Genomic DNA, 17,518 nt, shown 5'->3' on the forward strand with positions numbered 1-17,518 from the left:
ATGGTGCGGGTGCGGCGCTCCTGCTTACTGCTGCAGCAGGCTCAGCACATTCTGGGTGGAGGTGTTGGCCTGGGCCAGCATGGCGGTGCCGGCCTGCTGCAGGATCTGCGTGCGGGTCAGCTCCGCGGTTTCCTTGGCGTAGTCGGTATCGCGGATACGGCTGCGCGAGGCCGACAGGTTCTCCGAGGTGGTCTGCAGGTTGGCGATGGTGGAGGTGAAACGGTTCTGGATCGCACCCATCTCGGCGCGGGCCGAGCTGACTGCGGTCAGGGCGGTGTCGATCACGTCGATGGCGCGCTGCGCGCCGACGAAGTCGTTGACGTCCAGATCCTTGGCGGCGGTGGCGGTGGTGGACAGAACGCCGCCGCCGCCCGGGGCGGCATCTTCCACCAGCCCGTATTCGGCCAGGGTGTTGGTGCCACCGGCGACGGTGAAGGTCTGCCCGCCCTTGAGCGAGGACAGGGTCAGCACGCCGTCTTTATCAGCCTCGGCGTAGATGCCGGTCTGGTCGAGCTTGGCGTTGATCGCCTGGGCGATGGCGTTGCCCATCTCCTTGGCGGTCGCGCCCATGGCGTAATCCACATCTCCGATCGCAACCGGAGTGGCATTGCCCTCATTGGTCACGGTGATGGTCAGCCCGGTCAACGTGCCTGCGGCAGCCGCCGGCGACAGCGTGCTGGCCGCATCACCGACGTAATTGCCGGCGAAGAAGCTGGTCCCCAGTGCGTCGGCGTTGGCATCGACCAGGGCGTTGATGCCGATGGTCTGGCCGGCGTCGGCGCCCACCTGGAACAGCGCACCGGCGAAGGTGCCGTCCAGCAGGGTGGTGCCGTTGAAGTTGGTCTGGCGGGCGACGCGGTCGATTTCGGCCACCAGCTGCTTGACCTCGGCGTCCAGCGCCTTGCGGTCGGAGCTGGAGTTGGTGGCGTTGGACGACTGCACGGCCAGCTCGCGGATGCGCTGCAGGTTGCTGCCGATCTCGACCATCGCGCCTTCGGCAGTCTGGGCCAGCGAGATGCCGTCGTTGGCGTTGCGCACCGCCACGTCCAGGCCGCGGATCTGCGTGGTGAAGCGCTCGGAGATCGCCAGACCCGCCGCATCGTCCTTGGCACTGTTGATGCGCAGGCCCGAGGACAGGCGCTGGATCGAGGTGGCCAGCGACGCGCCGCTGGTGTTCAAGTTGCGCTGTGCGTTCAGCGACATGATGTTGGTGTTGATGACTTGGGACATGGCGTTTCTCCGTTGTGGTCGTGCGCTTGCGTCGTGTGAGGTAGCGGGTGCTATACGGGTAGAGGAATCAGCGGATCATGTTGAACAGCGACATCGACTGCATCTGGGTGAAGATGGTCTGGGCCGCCTGTAGTGCCGCGCCTTCGAGCTTGTATTGCCCGATGGCTTCGGCGTAATCGAGGTCGCGCAACTGCGACAGCGAGGTTTGCAACGTCACCGAATTGGCCTCGCGCAGGGCGGCGGCGTCATCGATGGACTTGAGCTGGGCGCCACCGGCGGCGCGGGCGTCGATCAATGCTTCCGAGGCGCGCGAGACATCACGGATGCTGGCCTGCAGCGCGTTCTGCTGCGCGGTGCGGCCGGCCAGCGTGGAGGTGTCCATTTCCAGGGTCTGCACCAGTTTGTCCAGCGTGCTGAACACATCGCGGGTGCCGGCCGGACCGGCGTTGAATTCATCGCCGGCAACCGGCGCGCCTTCGATGCGCACCCGCAGGCCTTCGAAAACGATGTCTTCGCCGCTGGCGTAGTTGCCGGTGCCGACGACGGTGTTGCTGGCATCGACCACCTCGTAGGTATCGGCGGCGGTGAAACGCAGGGTGTAGCTGGAGCCATCCCAGCTGCCCGAGCCGTCACGGCTGACATCGGTCAGCACCGCCTGCCCGGCGTTGCCGGCCACCGCGCCGCCGTCCACCGTGCCGTCGCCGGTGCGGATACGCAGGAAGATCTCGCTGCCCGGCAGGGTGTCCTTGATGAACGTGCCCGGCGCCACTTCCACCATGCGCTGGTTCTGGTCGCCGTTGTAGATCACGCTGCCATTGCTCAGGGTGAACGGCGCGGCGCCGTCGGCGGCACCGCCGAACAGGTAGCGGCCACTGCCGTCGCTGCTGTTGGACAGCGCCAGCATCTGCTCCTTGATCGACTTGAGCTCGTTGGCGACGGCTTTGCGGTCATCCACCGACAGCGCCGCGTTGTTGGCCTGGATCGAAAGGTCGGACACGCGCTGCAGCAGCTCGCCAGCCTGGGCCAGGGCGTTTTCCTGCAGCCCCAGGCGGTTCTGCGCGCTGCCGGCATTGGCACCGAGCTGCTTGAGCTCGGCCAGGATCCGGTCCATGCCGACGGCGGCACCGGAGGCGACCGGGTCGTCCTTGGCGGTGACGATCTTCTTGCCGGTGGCCAGCTGCTGTTCCAGATGCGAGAGCTTGCTCTGCTTGGACATCATCAGGAACACCGACTGGTCATACATCATGCTGCTGGAGATACGGTTGTTCATCGGCGCACCGCGGAAAGGATGGTCTGGAACATGGTGTCGGCGGTGGAGATCAGCTGCGAAGCGGCCTGGTAGGCCTGCTGCAGCCGGAGCATGTCCGCCGCTTCCTCGTCGAGGTTCACGCCGGAGATCGCGTCGCGGCTGGCCTGCGCGTTCTGGTTGATCACCTGCTGCGCCTGCAGCGAGTACTCGGCTGCGCGGGCGGCCGAGCCGATCTGCGTGGTCAGCCCGCCGAGCGCGCCGTTGAGGGTGATCGTGCCGCCATTGAAGGCCTTGGCGTCTTCCACGCCGGCCAGACGCGCGGCGTTGCCGTTGTCGCTGGAACCCGGCGCGGTCTTGCCGATGGTGAAGGTGTCACCGGCGGCCGGCTTGCCGTCGAGCACGAGACTCCAGCCATTGGCGCTGATCGTCTGGCCCGGCGTGTACGGGAACGGGCCGGCGCCATCGATCATGTACTGGTTGGCATCGAGGAATTCGATGCTGGCCGGGTTGAGCAGGGCCGGATTGGCGACATCGAGGATGTCCAGCTTGCCGAGCACGCCGGTGCCGCTGTTGGCCAGGTCCGAGGCCGCCTTCACCGGGTCAGCGGCGGCGATACGCGAAGGATCGGTGATCGCCACCGACAGGCCGTTGGTGGCCGTGGCCGTGGGCTGCAGCAGGAAGCGGTCGTTGGCCGCCGGGGTGCCGCCGACCACGAACTCCACACCGTTGACCACGAACGGATCGGCCGCGGTGCCGGCACCGGTCATCGGCACACTGACGCCGGTATCGGCGCGCGAGGCCTGCCAGCCCGTGCCGTCGAAGCGCAGCATCAGGTTCTGGCCGTCCAGTGCGGTGGTGTCGCCATAGCTGCCGGTCAGCGTGGCGCTGCCGGTGTTGCCGCTATGGTTGGTGATTTTGGGCGGGGCCAGATTGAAGAAGTCCGTGCCCATGTCGCCATACAGATCCATGCCTTCGCGGTGGCTCTGGTTGAACGACAGGGCCATGCCCACCGCGATGCGGCCCAGCTCGCCCTGGGCCGGTGCCAGCACGCTGTCACGGAATTCCAGCAGGCCGCCAAGCTGGCCGCCCAGTGACTTGTTGCCCAGGTTCACCGTCATGCCCTGGGTCTTGATCGCCAGCTGCAGGCGCTCGGGCTGCAGCGGATCGGTCACCGTGGTGACCTTCGAGGCGGTGGTGCCCACCACCAGCGCATGACCGCCGGCGGAGAACACGTTCATGATGCCGCCGTCCTGGATCACCGCGGTGCCGCCGGTGTAACCGATCAGCTGCGAGATCAGCTGGTCACGGCGATCGAGCAGGTCCGGTGCGGCCGCCGCGGCGTTGCCGCCGATGGTGCCGTTGATCTGGGCGATCTCCGCCGCCAGCCGGTTGACCTCCTCGGCGCCGGCGATCAGGCCGTTGTTGACCTCGTTGCCCAGCGTGTCCAGGTTGGCGCTGAGCTGCTTGAAGCGCGTCACCAGGGTGGAGGCGCTTTCGAGCAGGCTGCGGCGGTCGGTGGTGCCCGAGGCGTTGGCCGACAGTCCGCTGACCGAATCGAAGAAGTTGGACCACACCCCGGCGACGTTGGTGGCCGAATCGGAGAACAGTGCGTCCACCCGGTCGGCCATCGACGAGAGCTGCTTCAGCCGCGCCAGTTCACCGCTGCTGTCGAGCAGCCGCGAGATCGCCAGCTGGTCGGCGACGCGGCGGATATCGGTGATTTTCGTGCCGTTGCCCACGTCGCCATAGCCGACGTTGGAGGGATCGCGCGTGGCGAAATCCACCTTCTGCCGGCTGTAGCCGTCGGTCTTGATATTGGCCACGTTGTGGCTGACGGTAGCCAGCGCCCGCTGGAAGGCGATAAGCGCACTGGTACCGGTGGAAAGAACATTGGACATGGACGTCTATCTCAACGACGGGTGATGCCGGACAACCCGGCGTTGCTGGCAAAGGTCCGGCCCATGCGGGCGCCGGCATCGCCGATGGCGGCGACGGCACGTTCGATGGTCGGGCCGTTGGCGATGGCGGTGATCTTTGCGGCGTAGGCCGGATCGGTGGCGTACCCACCCCGTTGCAAGCCCTGTGCAAAACCGTGCACATCGCTGCCGGCGCCCAGTGCGGCCTGGTAGCGCGGGTTGCTCTTCAGCAGGCGCACGTAGTCGCCAAAGCTCTCGGCCATCGAGCCGTAGGCGCGGAAACTGGCCACTTCGGTGCGGCGTTGGCCGTTGACATACTCGTGGGTACCGGTGGTGGCACGCTCGCCGCTCCAGCCGGTGGCCTTGATGCCGAACAGGTTGTGGCTGCTGCTGCCGTTGTCGCGGGCGATGTGGCGCTTGCCCCAGCCGGTTTCCAGCGCGGCCTGGGCGACGAGCGCGCGCGGGTCCACGCCCAGTTCTCGAGCGGCGCGTTGGGCGTGCGGCCAGATGCTGGCGACGAAGCCTTCCGGCGTGTGCGTGCCCAGCGCGCGCGCGGCCAGATCGGCACTGGCGCTGTCCACGGCATCGCCACGGGTGGCGGCGGTGACCTTGCTCCAGCGGTCGTTGCCCGTCGACCAGTCGGGTGCGGCGAGGGCATCGTTCTGGGTATAGGGATCGCTGCTGCCGAGCGAGGCGTGCAGGGCACGGGTATCGCGACCGGCGATCAGATCCAGCGTCTGCGCCTGTGGCGTCAGGTCGGCCGACGGCCCGATGACGCCGGGCGCAGCCAGTGGATCGTCCTGCAGTGGAGCGGTGTTCTGCAACGGCAGTCCAGCGGCGGCCGGAGCGGCCAGCTGGTAGGCGCGTGCTGCGGCAGCCGGGGTGACGCTGGTGTCCAGCGCCGGCTTGTTGGCGGCCTCGCCACCGAGTTGACGGGCGATCACCGCCGACAGGCCCAGACCACGGCCGCGCGTCATCTGCTCGGCGATGCGCTGGTCGTACATCTCGCGGAACATCTGGTTCTCGCCCGGGAACAGCGAGTCGCCGAAGCTGGCCGCCCGCATGCTCTTGATCAGCATCTGGGCGAACTGGCCTTCCAGCTGCCGTGCGACTTTGTCGATCTTGGCCGGGTCATGGGCGAGCGCCGGATTGAGCTCCAGCGGCGAGGCGTTGATACGCATGTCAGATCACCTCGAGCTCGGCGCTCAGCGCACCGGCCTGCTTGAGGGCTTCCAGGATCGCGATCAGATCGCCCGGTGCCGCGCCCACTTCGTTGACCGCGCGCACGATCTCATCGAGCGTGGCACCACCGTCGAAACGGAACATGCGGCTGCCCTCGTTGCTGGCGGTGATGGTCGACTGCGGCACGGCCACGGTCTGGCCGCCGCCGAAGGCGTTGGGCTGGCTGATCTGTGCCGATTCGCTGACGGTCACCGTCAAGGAGCCGTGCGCGATCGCCGCCGGGCTGACCCGTACCTGGGAGCCGATCACCACCGTGCCGGTACGTGAATTGACCACGATGCGCGCCGGAGCGCTGCCCGGTGACAGCTCGACATTCTCGATCCGCGCCAGCATGCCGATCCGTGCGCCGGCATCGGTGGGGGCCTGCACCGCCACGGTGACGCCGTCCACCGCGCGTGCCGCGCCTTCGCCGAAGGTCGCGTTCAAGGCGTTGACCATCCGCGAAACGGTGGTGAAATCGTTCTGGTGCAGGTTCAAGGTGATCTCACCGCTGGCCCCGAACACATCGGGCACCGCGCGTTCGACGGTGGCGCCGTTGGGAATGCGACCGACGCTGGGAATATTCACCGACATGCGCGAGCCATCCTTGCCCTGCGCACCGAAGCCGCCGACCACCAGATTGCCCTGGGCGATGGCGTAGACCTGGCCATCGGCGCCTTTGAGCGGCGCCATCAACAGCGAGCCGCCGCGCAGTGACACCGCGTTGCCGATCGAGGAGACGGTGATGTCGATGGTCTGGCCGGGCTTGGAGAACGGCGGCAGTTCGGCGTGGATCGCCACGGCGGCCACATTCTTCAGCTGCGGGTTGACGTTGGCCGGGACGTTGACGCCCAGCTCGCCGAGCAGGTTCTTCAGGCTCTGCACGGTAAACGGCGCTTGGCTGGTGCGGTCACCGCTGCCATCCAGACCGACCACCAGGCCGTAGCCGACCAGCGCATTGCCGCGCACCCCGCCGACCTGGGCCAGGTCTTTGATGCGTTCGGCCTGGGCGGGCAGGGCAACGCCCAGTACCAGCAGGCACAGCGCGGCGCGGCGAAGAAGGGGAGAGAGATTCATGGCCATGCTCAGAACGGCGCCAGCGCCGAGTTGAAGAAGCGTCCCAGCCAGCCGATCGCATTGGACTGCGCCACGGCGCCGCGACCGCCGTAGACGATGCGCGCATCGGCCACCCGGCTGGAGGAGATGGTGTTGTCCGGGGTGATATCCGCCGAGCGCACCACGCCCTGGATCTGCACCAGCTCATCGCCCTGGTTGAGCCGCAGGTTCTTCTGCCCCTGCACGACCAGGTTGCCGTTGGGCAGGCGCTGGATCACGGTGACGGTGACATTGCCCTGCAGACGGTTGCTCTGCGCGCTGTTGCCCTTGCCGCCGAAGTCGCGCTCGGCCGCGGCCGAGGCCCCGAGGATGTCCTTGCCGCGCAGCGTGACCGGCGCGCCGAACAGGGTCGGCGTGCCGATATCCACGTTGGACTGCTTGCTGATCGCGGTGCTGGCGGTGGTGGTGGCGGTGGTGTTCTCGATCAGGGTGATGGTGAGCAGGTCGCCGACATCACGCGCCCGGCGATCACCGTAGAGATTCAGTCCCGGGCCGGCGGCATAGATCGCGCCGGCGGTGGGTTCGGCCGACGGTGCGATGACCGGCTGGATCGGCGCCATCGGTGCGTACGGGCGCACGTCGCCGGCCAGCGTGCAGCCACCCAGCAGGGTGGTGGCGACGAGGGCGACGGAAAGATGACGCGTCAAGGCGATGCGGTTCATGGCAGGATTCCTGGGCGGCTCAGACGTTGTTGTTGAGGTAGCCGAGCATCGAGTCGGTGGTGGATATCGCCTTGGCGTTCATCTCGTAGGCGCGCTGGGTCTCGATCATCGACACCAGCTCCTCGACCACGTTGACGTTGCTGCCTTCCAGCGCGCCCTGGACCACGCTGCCCAGGCCGTTGAGACCGGGCGTACCGTTCTGGGCCGGGCCGGAGGCGGTGGTTTCCAGATACAGGTTCTCGCCCTTGGACTGCAGGCCGGCCGGATTGATGAAGTCGGTCAGGGTCAGCGAACCGATCTCGACCGAGGCCGCTTCGCCGGCCATCTGCACGCTGATGGTGCCGTCGCTGCCGATGGTCATCGACTGCGCGCCTTCAGGAATCTGGATACCCGGCTGCACGGCATAGCCGCTGTTGGTGACCAGCTCGCCCTGGGCGTTGACCTGGAAGCTGCCATCGCGGGTATAGGCCGAGGTGCCATCGGGCATCATCACTTCGAAGAAGCCGCGGCCATTGACCATCACATCCATCGCGCGGCCGGTCTGCTGCTGGCTGCCCTGTTCGAAGTGCTTGGAGGTGGACACCACGCGCACGCCGGTACCCAGCTGCAGGCCTGTCGGCAGCTGCGTCTGCGCCGAGGAAGCGCCGCCGGGCTGACGCACCTGTTGGTACAGCAGGTCCTCGAAGCTGGCGCGGTCGCGCTTGAATCCGGTGGTATTGGTGTTGGCCAGATTGTTCGAGACAACGGACATGCGCGTCTGCTGCGCGTCCAGGCCGGTCTTGGCGACCCACAATGCCTGATTCATGGTGCGATTCCTCTGCTGGTTCTGTTGGCCGGGTTGGCCCTTGCCCAGAGTCAATGCACGGCGCGTGCCAGAAACGGTGCCGGAATGCCGGCGGCAGCTATGTAGGAGCGACGTCAGTCGCGACCGGAGCCTCCCCGTGGTGCTGTCGCGACCGACGTCGCTCCTACAGGGGCTTTCCAGATCACGCGCAATAAAAAATCCGCGGGTCACCGGGGCCCGCGGATTTCGGATTCACGGCAGGGGAGCGGGCGTTCAGCCGTTCAGGCGCAGCAGGCTGTTGGCACTGCGTGCGTTCTCGTCACCGTGCTTGATCACCTTGACCTGCATTTCGAACTGGCGCTGCAGCTGGATCATCTGCACCAGCGCTCCGGCCGCATCGACGTTGCTGGCTTCGAGCATGCCGCTGTCCACGGCTTTTCCCGTGGCGGCGGTGAAGGGCTGCTGCGGGTCGGTATTGCGCATCAGGCCGTCCAGCCCGCGCGTCAGCCGGTCGTCGGCGGCGTTGACCACCCGCAGCCGGCCGATCATCGCCATCGTCTGCGGGCCTTCACCCTGCGGAATGATCGACAGCGTGCCGTCATTGCCGATTTCGATGGCCTGGTAGGGCGGTATCGCCAGCGGATTGCCGTTGTCATCGAGCACCGCATTGCCTTCGGCGGTGACCAGCTGGCCGTTGGGCGTCAGCGACAGTGCGCCGGCGCGGGTATAGGCCTCGCTGCCATCGCCGGCCTGCACCGCCAGCCAGTTGCCCGGCTGCAGTGACAGATCCAGCGCGTTGCCGGTGACCTGCTGGGCGCCAACGCGGCGGTTGAAGCCGGCGTCGACGTGCAGCGCATCGATCCGCGATGGATGCCCGGGCCCCTGGATGCGGAAGGCCTCGGTGTTGGCCAGCGCCTCCTTGAAGCCGGGTGTGTCGGCATTGGCCAGGTTGTGGGACACCGTGCCCTGCGCCTGCAGTGAAGCGCGGGCGCCGGTCATGGCAACGTAGAGTGCCTTGTCCATCAGTGGAGTTCCGTCTGCGGGTCAGGGGTGGGCATCAACGGATGTTGATCATGGCCTGGGTGATCTGGTCCTGGGTGGAAAGCATCTGCGAGTTGGCCTGGAAGTTGCGCTGCGCGGTGATCATGTTGACCAGCTGCTCGGTCAGATCGACCGTGGAGGCTTCCAGCGAGCCGGCCTGGATCTGGCCGAAGTCCGAGCTGTCCGGGGCCCCTGTGCGCGGCGTGCCCGAGGTGTAGGTCTCGGTCCATAGATTGTTGCCGTCGCTCTTCAGGCCCTGCGGATTGTTGAAGTTGGTCAGGGCCACCTGGCCCAGGCCGACGTCCACACCGTTGGAGTAGCGCGCATAGACCACGCCCTCTTCGGAGATGCTCACCTCGTTGAGCTTGCCGGAGGCATAGCCGTCCTGGGCGGTGTTGCGCAGCGAGAACTTCTCGCCGTACTGGGTGGAGCCGGTGATATCCAGCGACATGTTCAACGAACCGGCGCCGGTGCTGGGGATGAACGGATCCATGACGATCTTGCCGTCGGCGGGCGTGGTCAGCAGGCCGCTATCGGAGAATCCCAGCGTGGTCGGCGCGCCGGCAGCCACCCCGTCAACGTAGTTGTAGACCTGCCATTCGTTCGGATTGGCGGTTTTGACGAAGTACGAGGTCTGGGTATGGCTAACGCCCAGCGAGTCGTACACGGTGACGCCGCCGCTGGACTGGCTGTAGCTGTTGGAATCGGCCGGATCGAACGGGGTCACCGTCGGCGGCGTGGCATTGGCCGGCAGGGTGAAGGCCAGTTCCACGTTGCTGGTCGGGCGCGGCGGGCTGTCGGTGGCCAGCAGGCGCAGGTCGGTCAGCTGCCCGGCCTCGAAGCCGGTGCCGGCGGCGTTGGGAGCGAACACCTGCAGCCGTGCGCCCTGCGGGTTCACCACGTAGCCGCTGGCATCGGTCTGGAAATTGCCGGCGCGCGAGTACACGCGGTTGCCGTTCATCGACAGGGTGAAGAAGCCTTCGCCGGCGACCGCCAGATCCAGGCTGCGGCCGGTGGTGTCGATGTTGCCCTGCGAGAACTGCTGGGCGACGTTGGTCAAGCGGGCGCCCGAGCCCACTGCCGTGGACGACAGACCGTAGCTGGTGGAATTGAACAGGTCGGCGAACTCGGCGCGCGATTCCTTGAAGCCGGTGGTGTTGACGTTGGCGATGTTGTTCGCCGTCACGTTCAGGTTGGCGTTGGCGGCATTGATACCGGACAGCGAGATGTTGAAGCTCATCGGAATTTTCCTTCTGAAGTCGTTGGGCCGGCTCAGCTGACGCGGAGCACGTAATCGAGCGGGGCGGTGCCCAGTCCCTTGAGGTTGAGGTACAGCCCGTCGGAGCCGACGGTGACGCTCTCCACCTCGGCCTGCACATAGGTGCTCAGCTTGGATTGCACGCCGCCGGCGTCGGTGTGGTTGGCGACGATGCTGTAGCTGCCCGGGGGCATGCGCTTGCCGTCGGCATCCAGCCCGTCCCATTGGAAAGACACCTCGCCCGCGGCATTGGCCGGCACAGTGAGCTGGTTCACCTTCACGCCGTTGGCGTCGGTGATATCCACGGTGACGGTACCGGGGCCCGGCGCGGCGACCGTGCCGCTGACCATGCCGTCGGTTTCCAGTGCCAGCTGGGTGGAGGGCACCAGCACCTCGTGACCGACCAGCGCCGCACCCTTCAGGATCTGGTCGCTGGAAAGCTGCTGCTGGAAGCCGTTGACCGAGGTGTTGAGGTCGTTGATGCCCTGCACGGTGGACAGCTGCGCCATCTGCGCGACCATCTGGCTGTTGTCCATCGGCTTGAGCGGGTCCTGATGCTGCAGCTGGGTGGTCATCAGGCGCATGAAGTCGGCCTGGTCCAGTGCATCATTCTTTTTCTTGGCCTGCGGGGTGTTGGCGGTGAGGCCAAGGGCGCCGTACAGGTCGGTGTTGACGGTACTCATGGGTAATGTGTCCTGGAGGCGGCGCGTCAGCGGCCCATGGTCAAGGTGGCCAATGCCAGTTCCTTGGCGGTGTTGAGCATTTCCACGCCGGCCTGGTAATTGCGCGAGGTCGAAATGAGGTTGACCATCTGCGCCACCGGATCGATATCCGGCGCGTAGACATAGCCTTCGCCATCGGCCAGCGGGTGGTTGGGCTCGTAGCGCTTGATCGGCGCGGCCTGGCTTTGTGTCACTTCCTTGACCTGCACGCCGGTGAGGTTGCGGTCCTCACGGCTGGTCACGGCCTGGAAGATCGGCTCCAGCGGCTTGTAGACCGCTTCGGGCGAGCCGGCGACCGAGTCGGCGTTGGACAGGTTCGAGGCGATGGTGCTCATGCGCACCGACTGCGCCTGCAGCGCGGAGCCGGCGATATCGAAAATCGGCAGGTTGCTCATGGCGATACTCCTTATTGACCGGTGATCGCAGTGAGCATGGAGCGCACCTTGGATTCGACGAAGCTCAGCGAGGCGCGGTATTCCAGCGCGGCGCGGCCATAGGCGGCGCGTTCGGCATCCGGGTCCACGGTGTTGCCGTCGAGACTGGGCTGATTGGCTTCGCGCAGGATCTGGAAAGGATTCAGGCCGTCGCCACCGATCCGGTAGTGTTGCTCGGCGGTGGTGGTCAGCAGGCCGTTGCCGGTACCGCCCTGGGCGTGGCGCAGGGCGGCATCAAAATCGAGATCGCGGGCCTTGTAGCCCGGCGTGTCGGCATTGGCCAGATTGCCGGCGATCAGTTTCATGCGCTGCTCGCGCAACGGCATGGCCTGGGCGTGAACTCCCAGGTAGTTGGAAATCAGGTTGGGCATGACAAGCCTCCCGCGGACGATGTGCGGGAAGCTGCAAGTGGTGTGCCAGACAGGGCGCGATGGCGCCTGGGGCGGCCTCAGGCCGCAGCGGCCACCTGGCGCAGGCGGTGCAGGACGAAGTCGGCCAGCTCGTGCGGGCTGTACTTGGCCACGAAGGCGTTGGCGCCGACCCGTTCGACCATGGCGTTGTTGAACACGCCCGACAGGGAGGTGTGCAGCAGCACGTAGAGCCCGGCCAGGCCCGGGTGGCGGCGGATTTCCGTCGTCAGGGTGTAGCCGTCCATGGCGGGCATCTCGATGTCGGAGATCACCATGGCGTAGCGTTCGGCCGGGTTCTCGCCCCCGGCATGGATCTGCAGCAGGTGGTCCAGCGCCTGCTTGCCATCGGAGAGCAGGGTGGCGGTGACGCCGAGCTGGTCGAGCACATTGCGGATCTGCTGGCGTGCCACCCGCGAGTCGTCGACCACCAGGACCTGCATCGGCGGCGCGCCGGCGGGCAGGGCCATGGACGGGTCCAGCACCGCCTCGTCGCGGATCTGGGCGATATCGGCCAGCACGCTTTCCACGTCGATGACCTGGATCAGCTCGCCCTGGAAGCGGGTGACCGCGGTCAGGTAGCTGGATTCGGCGCCCAGCTCGGGCGGCGGCTGGATGTCCTCCACCGCGATATTGACGATCCGTTCGACCCCGCTGACCAGGAAGCCCTGCACCGAGCGGTTGAATTCGGTGACCACCAGATAGCCCGGCGAGGTGTCGGCCTCGGGTTCACGCTCGGGATGGCCGATGGCCAGTCCCAGATCCAGCACCGGTACCGAGCGGCCACGCACGTCGGCGACACCGGCAAACTGGGCCGGCAGCCCGGGGACTTGGAACAGCGCCGGGCGCCGCAACACTTCCTGGACCTTGAATACGTTCACGCCAAAAAGCTGACGGCCGCCAAGGCGGAACAGCAACAGTGCGAGCCGGTTGTGGCCGGCCAGGCGCGTGCGTTGGTCGATGCGATTGAGCAGATCATGTGACATGCAAGCGGTATCGGCGCCTGCGTGGAGGACTTGAGAGGGGGTTTTGGCACGCCGCTTGCAGCGATGTGGGCACTATCTGTTGCCGGAGGTTGCATGCGTCTGTCTGTCTTGCTGGGCCTGGTCCTGGCCATGCCGGTGGTGGCGGCCGATTTCCAGCCGGTGACCTCGATCAGGACGGCGGCCCTGTCCACGCTGGACCCGGCCACCGAGGGCGAGGCGATCGTCGATGCCGGGCTGCGCCTGCCGGCGTGCCCGCAGAGCCTGCAGGCACGGGCCACCGGTACCAGCACCGTGGAGGTGAGCTGTCCGCAGGCCGGCGGCTGGCGCCTGTTCGTCCCGGTAAAGATCCGGCGCGAGCAGGATGTGCTGGTGCTCGGGCGTGGGGTGGCCGCTGGAGAAACCCTGTCGGCAGCCGATATCACCACTGTGCGCCGCGACACCGCGCGGATCGCCGGCGCGGTGATCTCCGATCCGCAGCTGGCGGTGGGACGGGTGGCGCGGCGCACGCTGGCTGCCGGCAGCCTGCTCTCGGCCAGTGATCTGGTCGCGCATCGGCTGGTCCGTCGTGGCGACAGTGTCGCGCTGGTCTCCCGCCGGGGCGGCATCGAAGTGCGGATGGCCGGACGGGCGCTGGGCGATGCCGGCGAACAGGAGCGGGTGTCGGTGGAGAACCTGTCCTCACGCAAAATAATACAAGGTGTGGTGGGCCCCGGCGGCGACGTTGTGGTTTCGCGATAAATTTCCTAAAGAAGACCGGCCCGACGCCGTTAACGTATTCGAACCGAATCAGGATCATCGTCACATGAGCCAGAAAATCGACGGCGGTATTGCAGCAAGCGCCCAGCTGCGCCCAGTCACCGTTCTTGCCAAAGCCGCCCCGGCCGGCGACACCGCCGCGCGCCCGGTTGAAGCGGTCGACAGCCTGCGCTTGACCGGCGAGGCCACCAATCTGCAGGCCATGCAGCGCGAACTGTCGACTGCCCCGGCGATCGACAGCGGCCGCGTACAGGCCGTGCGTGAGGCATTGGAAAACGGCAGCTACCGGATCAATCCCGAGGCCATTGCCCAGCGCATGCTGGACATGGACCAGCAGCTGCGCGGATGAAGCTGGCAATGGGCAATCCGCTGCAGCAGCTGAGCGACGCGCTCGATGGCGAACGCCAGGCGCTGGTTGACCACGATGTGCCGGCACTGATCGCCGCTACCGGTCGCAAACTCGAGGCCCTGCGTGTGCTGGAAGCCCAGCCGCCGCTGGAACATGCCGCGCTGCTGCAGGAACTTGCGGAGCGCAACCGGGCCAATGGGGCTCTGCTGGCCCGGCGCCGGCGTGAGGTCAACTGGGCCCTGCGCCAGCTCGGCCGCAGTGAAACCGCCTCGGCCTACGATGCGAAGGGGCAGTCCCAGCTGCTGCACACCCGCAAGCCGCTGGCGGTGGCCTGAGGCCTGTCCGCGCCCGTTCAGCGGGCGCGCCTGAACCGGTACCGGGCAAACGTATATATTGATCAGCCGTTTCCCCTGATCCTGCGGCCCGTGTCCACTCCCGATTTCGCTTCGCTGTTCCCGTTGCCCTCCGCCGATGTGCTGCGCGCCCTGGGCGAACGCATGCGTGAAGGTCTGCTCCTGTTCGACGGCAAGGGCAATACCTCGCTGGTCAACCGTGCCGCGCGCCAGATGCTGGACGCCGAGCAGAGCCCGGTCCTGGCGCTCGGCGCGAAACTCGCGCGTTTCCTGCCGCCGGCCGCCATGCCGCAGGCCAAGGAGAGCGGCAGCTGGAGTGGCAGTCTGCCGCTTGGCGAGCGGGTGGTGATCCTCCAGCTCTACCATCAGCCGGGCGAAGGACGCGACGTCTACCTGGCGCTGTTCCGCAATCTCGAAGGGCAGGAAGACTACGAGCGTGAGCTGCAGCAGCGCCACGCCGAGTTGCGCCAGGCCTACCTGCGACTGAATGGGACCCAGGAAAAGCTCCTGCAGTCGGAAAAGATGGCGTCCATCGGCCAGTTGGCCGCCGGTGTCGCCCACGAGATCAACAATCCCATCGGCTATGTCCACTCCAACCTGGGCAGCCTGCAGGAATACCTGCGCAGCCTGTTCACGGTCATCGAGGCCTATGAGCGCGCCCTGCGCGCCCCGGACCCGAAGGCTTCGATCCCGGAGATCGACGATATCCGCAGCCGGCTGGATATCGACTTCATCAGTCGCGACCTGCCGCAGCTGATGGCCGAATCACGCGAGGGCATCGAGCGCGTGACCCGCATCGTGCGTGATCTGAAGGACTTCTCCTATTCCGGGCGCGACGAGTCCTGGAAGCTGGCCGACCTGCACGCCGGGCTCGAATCGACGATCAACATCATCTGGAACGAACTCAAGTACAAGGTCACGCTCGAGCGCCAGTACGGCGAACTGCCGATGGTGGAATGCCTGCCCTCGGAGTTGAACCAGGTCTACATGAACATGCTGCTCAATGCCGGACATGCGGTGGCCGAACGCGGCCATATCGTGGTCAGCAGCGGCGTGAGCGGTGATGAAGTGTGGGTGGAGTTCAAGGACAACGGCGCCGGTATTTCCCCCGAGCTGCGCCAGCGCATTTTCGATCCGTTCTTCACCACCAAGCCGGTCGGCAGTGGCACCGGGCTGGGGCTGTCGATTTCCTACGGCATCATCAACAAGCATCACGGCCGCATCGACCTGGACAGCACCGTCGGTGAAGGTTCGCGCTTCCGCATCATCCTGCCGATCCGTCAGCCCAAGGGCTGACGGCGGCACTCACAGCGGGACGCCGCCGCGTTTTTCATCGTGGGTACGGAACGCCTGGCGGATGTGCTCGCGCAGCTCGTCGTCATCCCACGGTTTGGTCAGGAAACGGTAGATCGCGCCACGGTTGATCGCATCGGTCACGGTGGCCAGATCGGTGTAGCCGGAGAGCACCAGGCGGATGGTGTCCGGGTAGAGCATCTTCACCCGGCCCAGGAACTCGGTGCCGCTCATGTCGGACATGCGCTGGTCGGACAGGATCACCTGCACATCGTTGATCGCCAGCAGGTCGAAGGCATCACGCACGTTGCCGGCGGCCAGGATGCGGTAACCGTCGCGGCGGAACAGGCGCACCAGTGAGCGCAGCACGTTCTCCTCGTCATCCAGCAACAGCAGGGTGCGATCCGGGCGTGTTTCGGCAAAGGCTTCCGGGCGCAGGTAGCGCCGGCGCAAAGTCATGCCGGCGGCATCGGCCGACATCGGCTCGCCAAACAGGTAGCCCTGGAACACGTCGCAGTCGTTGCGCCGCAGGAAGCCCAGCTGCGCCTGTGATTCGACGCCATTGGCGATCACGGTCATGCCCAGCTGGTGGCCCATCGCGATGATCGCGCGACTGATCGCCGCTTCGCGATTGGCCGCCGGCGCGCTCTTGATGAAGCTGCGGTCGATCTTCAGCTTGTCGACCGGGTAGCGGACCAGCGCGCTGAGGCTGGAGTCGCCGGTGCCGAAGTTGTCCAGGCTCAGGCTGATGCCTTCGTTGCGCAGGTTGGCCAGCGTCTCATGGACGAAGTTCACATTGTTGGTCAGCGCGCTTTCGTTGATTTCCAGGGTCAGCATGCGCGGCGGCACGCCGGTGGTCTGCAGCATCCCCATGACTTCGGCGAAAAAGTTGGGGCGCAACAGTTGCAGGGTGGAGACGTTGATCGCCACGCTGAAATCGTCGAATCCCTGGTCCCGCCAGACCCGTGCCTGGCGCAGCGCGACCTCCAGCACCCACGAGCCGATCTGGACGATGATGCCCAGACGCTCGGCGGTACGCATGAAGCGTTCGGGGACGAGCATTCCCAGCGTCGGCGATTGCCAGCGCAGCAGTGCCTCCATGCCGACCACATGGCCATCGCGGGCACTGACCAGCGGCTGGTAGCGCAGGCGCAATTCGCCGTTGTCGATCGCATCGACCAGTTGCCTTGAGATGATGCTTTCGCTGTGCGCGCTGCTGGGCTTGTGCAGCACGTACAGGTGCACCGAGTTGCCACCTTCGCGACCGGCCTGATGCAGTGCGTCCTCGGCCAGATCCAGCAGTCTGCTGGGCCGTGTGGCGTGCTCCGGGCACAGGCTAACGCCGATCTTCGCGGTCAGAAACAGCGTGTAAGGCAGCACCGACAGCGGCAGCTCCATCTGCTGGCGCAGCGATTCGGCCATCTCCTCGGGAAGCGGTTCACCCGGCAGGCGCGGAATCGCGATCAGGAACTCGTCGCTGCCATGGCGCCACAGCCGGCCTCGCCCCTGCAGATGCGTGCGCAGGCGCTCGGCGATCAATTCCAGCGCCTGGTCGCCGACTTCCGCACTCATGTTCTCGTTTACCGAGGCGAAATGATCGATATCCAGGTGCATCACCACCAGCGGTGTGCCACCGCTGGCGGCCTCGTTGACCAGCGCGGCGAACTCCGGATTGCCTGCGCCAAGCCGGGCGGTCTGCGTTTCCGTAAAAGGCGGCGTGGAGAGGGGGGAAGGCCACATG

The 17,518-nt window shown here is 66.4% G+C and carries 18 protein-coding genes; 4 read left to right on the forward strand and 14 right to left on the reverse strand.

The window, feature by feature from the left end; genetic code table 11:
• Positions 1-24 precede the first annotated feature (24 nt).
• The 13 genes from ACVOMC_RS10060 to ACVOMC_RS10120 all read right to left on the reverse strand — a co-directional run bounded on the left by ACVOMC_RS10060 (position 25) and on the right by ACVOMC_RS10120 (position 13,026).
• Entirely contained in the window at positions 25-1,230 is a 1,206-nt protein-coding gene (locus ACVOMC_RS10060; RefSeq protein WP_481523824.1) for a flagellin, read from the reverse strand.
• Between the two features lie 67 nt (positions 1,231-1,297).
• Entirely contained in the window at positions 1,298-2,500 is a 1,203-nt protein-coding gene (flgL, locus tag ACVOMC_RS10065; protein ID WP_481523825.1) for a flagellar hook-associated protein FlgL, read from the reverse strand.
• Positions 2,497-4,377, reverse strand: a complete 1,881-nt coding sequence (gene flgK, locus ACVOMC_RS10070) for a flagellar hook-associated protein FlgK (protein WP_481523826.1) — start codon at positions 4,375-4,377, stop codon at positions 2,497-2,499. The genes flgL and flgK overlap by 4 nt, the downstream gene beginning before the upstream one ends.
• An 11-nt stretch (positions 4,378-4,388) precedes the next feature.
• The gene (gene flgJ / locus ACVOMC_RS10075; protein ID WP_481523827.1) at positions 4,389-5,576 is read right to left on the reverse strand and encodes a flagellar assembly peptidoglycan hydrolase FlgJ; all 1,188 of its coding nucleotides are present in this window, start codon (positions 5,574-5,576) and stop codon (positions 4,389-4,391) included.
• A gap of 1 nt (position 5,577) precedes the next feature.
• A complete protein-coding gene (locus tag ACVOMC_RS10080; RefSeq protein ID WP_054656970.1) occupies positions 5,578-6,699 on the reverse strand; it encodes a flagellar basal body P-ring protein FlgI in 1,122 nt (373 codons plus the stop codon).
• A 2-nt stretch (positions 6,700-6,701) separates the two neighbouring features.
• A complete protein-coding gene (gene flgH / locus ACVOMC_RS10085) occupies positions 6,702-7,394 on the reverse strand; it encodes a flagellar basal body L-ring protein FlgH (protein ID WP_481523828.1) in 693 nt (230 codons plus the stop codon).
• A gap of 19 nt (positions 7,395-7,413) precedes the next feature.
• Positions 7,414-8,199: a flagellar basal-body rod protein FlgG gene (gene flgG / locus ACVOMC_RS10090; RefSeq protein ID WP_054656975.1), complete on the reverse strand. Its 786-nt coding sequence runs from the start codon at positions 8,197-8,199 to the stop codon at positions 7,414-7,416.
• Between the two features lie 252 nt (positions 8,200-8,451).
• The gene (locus ACVOMC_RS10095; protein ID WP_054656977.1) at positions 8,452-9,201 is read right to left on the reverse strand and encodes a flagellar basal body rod protein FlgF; all 750 of its coding nucleotides are present in this window, start codon (positions 9,199-9,201) and stop codon (positions 8,452-8,454) included.
• Positions 9,202-9,235: 34 nt separating this feature from the next.
• A complete protein-coding gene (flgE, locus tag ACVOMC_RS10100) occupies positions 9,236-10,459 on the reverse strand; it encodes a flagellar hook protein FlgE (RefSeq protein WP_057506500.1) in 1,224 nt (407 codons plus the stop codon).
• A gap of 32 nt (positions 10,460-10,491) precedes the next feature.
• Positions 10,492-11,160, reverse strand: a complete 669-nt coding sequence (locus ACVOMC_RS10105; protein ID WP_481523829.1) for a flagellar hook capping FlgD N-terminal domain-containing protein — start codon at positions 11,158-11,160, stop codon at positions 10,492-10,494.
• 26 nt (positions 11,161-11,186) lie between these two features.
• Positions 11,187-11,594, reverse strand: coding sequence for a flagellar basal body rod protein FlgC (gene flgC / locus ACVOMC_RS10110; RefSeq protein ID WP_057506501.1), 408 nt, complete (start codon positions 11,592-11,594; stop codon positions 11,187-11,189).
• 11 nt (positions 11,595-11,605) lie between these two features.
• Positions 11,606-12,004: a flagellar basal body rod protein FlgB gene (gene flgB / locus ACVOMC_RS10115; protein WP_054656981.1), complete on the reverse strand. Its 399-nt coding sequence runs from the start codon at positions 12,002-12,004 to the stop codon at positions 11,606-11,608.
• A 77-nt stretch (positions 12,005-12,081) separates the two neighbouring features.
• Positions 12,082-13,026, reverse strand: coding sequence for a chemotaxis protein (locus ACVOMC_RS10120; protein ID WP_054656983.1), 945 nt, complete (start codon positions 13,024-13,026; stop codon positions 12,082-12,084).
• Positions 13,027-13,119: 93 nt separating this feature from the next.
• Between ACVOMC_RS10120 and flgA the strand changes: the two genes are divergently transcribed.
• The 4 genes from flgA to ACVOMC_RS10140 all read left to right on the forward strand — a co-directional run bounded on the left by flgA (position 13,120) and on the right by ACVOMC_RS10140 (position 15,780).
• A complete protein-coding gene (gene flgA, locus ACVOMC_RS10125; protein ID WP_481523830.1) occupies positions 13,120-13,764 on the forward strand; it encodes a flagellar basal body P-ring formation chaperone FlgA in 645 nt (214 codons plus the stop codon).
• A 64-nt stretch (positions 13,765-13,828) separates the two neighbouring features.
• Positions 13,829-14,131, forward strand: coding sequence for a flagellar biosynthesis anti-sigma factor FlgM (gene flgM, locus ACVOMC_RS10130; RefSeq protein ID WP_054656988.1), 303 nt, complete (start codon positions 13,829-13,831; stop codon positions 14,129-14,131).
• Positions 14,128-14,466 (forward strand): flagella protein, encoded by a 339-nt coding sequence (locus ACVOMC_RS10135; RefSeq protein ID WP_054656990.1) that lies wholly within the window; start codon positions 14,128-14,130, stop codon positions 14,464-14,466. Before flgM ends, ACVOMC_RS10135 begins: the two co-directional genes overlap by 4 nt.
• 162 nt (positions 14,467-14,628) lie before the next feature.
• Positions 14,629-15,780 (forward strand): ATP-binding protein, encoded by a 1,152-nt coding sequence (locus ACVOMC_RS10140; protein ID WP_083468360.1) that lies wholly within the window; start codon positions 14,629-14,631, stop codon positions 15,778-15,780.
• 9 nt (positions 15,781-15,789) lie between these two features.
• On the opposite strand, the gene ACVOMC_RS10145 is transcribed toward ACVOMC_RS10140, so the two are convergent.
• Positions 15,790-17,517, reverse strand: a complete 1,728-nt coding sequence (locus tag ACVOMC_RS10145; protein ID WP_481523831.1) for an EAL domain-containing protein — start codon at positions 17,515-17,517, stop codon at positions 15,790-15,792.
• Position 17,518: the final 1 nt, after the last annotated feature.

The sequence above is a fragment of the Stenotrophomonas sp. STEN014 genome, from assembly GCF_056760315.1.

What these genes read in the sequence shown, in the direction of transcription:
- ACVOMC_RS10060 (WP_481523824.1), bottom strand. Translation starts at nt 1,230, where the DNA reads ATGTCCCAAGTCATCAACACCAACATCATGTCGCTGAACGCACAGCGC.
- flgL (WP_481523825.1), bottom strand. Translation starts at nt 2,500, where the DNA reads ATGAACAACCGTATCTCCAGCAGCATGATGTATGACCAGTCGGTGTTC.
- flgK (WP_481523826.1), bottom strand. Translation starts at nt 4,377, where the DNA reads ATGTCCAATGTTCTTTCCACCGGTACCAGTGCGCTTATCGCCTTCCAG.
- flgJ (WP_481523827.1), bottom strand. Translation starts at nt 5,576, where the DNA reads ATGCGTATCAACGCCTCGCCGCTGGAGCTCAATCCGGCGCTCGCCCAT.
- ACVOMC_RS10080 (WP_054656970.1), bottom strand. Translation starts at nt 6,699, where the DNA reads ATGGCCATGAATCTCTCTCCCCTTCTTCGCCGCGCCGCGCTGTGCCTG.
- flgH (WP_481523828.1), bottom strand. Translation starts at nt 7,394, where the DNA reads ATGAACCGCATCGCCTTGACGCGTCATCTTTCCGTCGCCCTCGTCGCC.
- flgG (WP_054656975.1), bottom strand. Translation starts at nt 8,199, where the DNA reads ATGAATCAGGCATTGTGGGTCGCCAAGACCGGCCTGGACGCGCAGCAG.
- ACVOMC_RS10095 (WP_054656977.1), bottom strand. Translation starts at nt 9,201, where the DNA reads ATGGACAAGGCACTCTACGTTGCCATGACCGGCGCCCGCGCTTCACTG.
- flgE (WP_057506500.1), bottom strand. Translation starts at nt 10,459, where the DNA reads ATGAGCTTCAACATCTCGCTGTCCGGTATCAATGCCGCCAACGCCAAC.
- ACVOMC_RS10105 (WP_481523829.1), bottom strand. Translation starts at nt 11,160, where the DNA reads ATGAGTACCGTCAACACCGACCTGTACGGCGCCCTTGGCCTCACCGCC.
- flgC (WP_057506501.1), bottom strand. Translation starts at nt 11,594, where the DNA reads ATGAGCAACCTGCCGATTTTCGATATCGCCGGCTCCGCGCTGCAGGCG.
- flgB (WP_054656981.1), bottom strand. Translation starts at nt 12,004, where the DNA reads ATGCCCAACCTGATTTCCAACTACCTGGGAGTTCACGCCCAGGCCATG.
- ACVOMC_RS10120 (WP_054656983.1), bottom strand. Translation starts at nt 13,026, where the DNA reads ATGTCACATGATCTGCTCAATCGCATCGACCAACGCACGCGCCTGGCC.
- flgA (WP_481523830.1), top strand. Translation starts at nt 13,120, where the DNA reads ATGCGTCTGTCTGTCTTGCTGGGCCTGGTCCTGGCCATGCCGGTGGTG.
- flgM (WP_054656988.1), top strand. Translation starts at nt 13,829, where the DNA reads ATGAGCCAGAAAATCGACGGCGGTATTGCAGCAAGCGCCCAGCTGCGC.
- ACVOMC_RS10135 (WP_054656990.1), top strand. Translation starts at nt 14,128, where the DNA reads ATGAAGCTGGCAATGGGCAATCCGCTGCAGCAGCTGAGCGACGCGCTC.
- ACVOMC_RS10140 (WP_083468360.1), top strand. Translation starts at nt 14,629, where the DNA reads ATGCGTGAAGGTCTGCTCCTGTTCGACGGCAAGGGCAATACCTCGCTG.
- ACVOMC_RS10145 (WP_481523831.1), bottom strand. Translation starts at nt 17,517, where the DNA reads ATGTGGCCTTCCCCCCTCTCCACGCCGCCTTTTACGGAAACGCAGACC.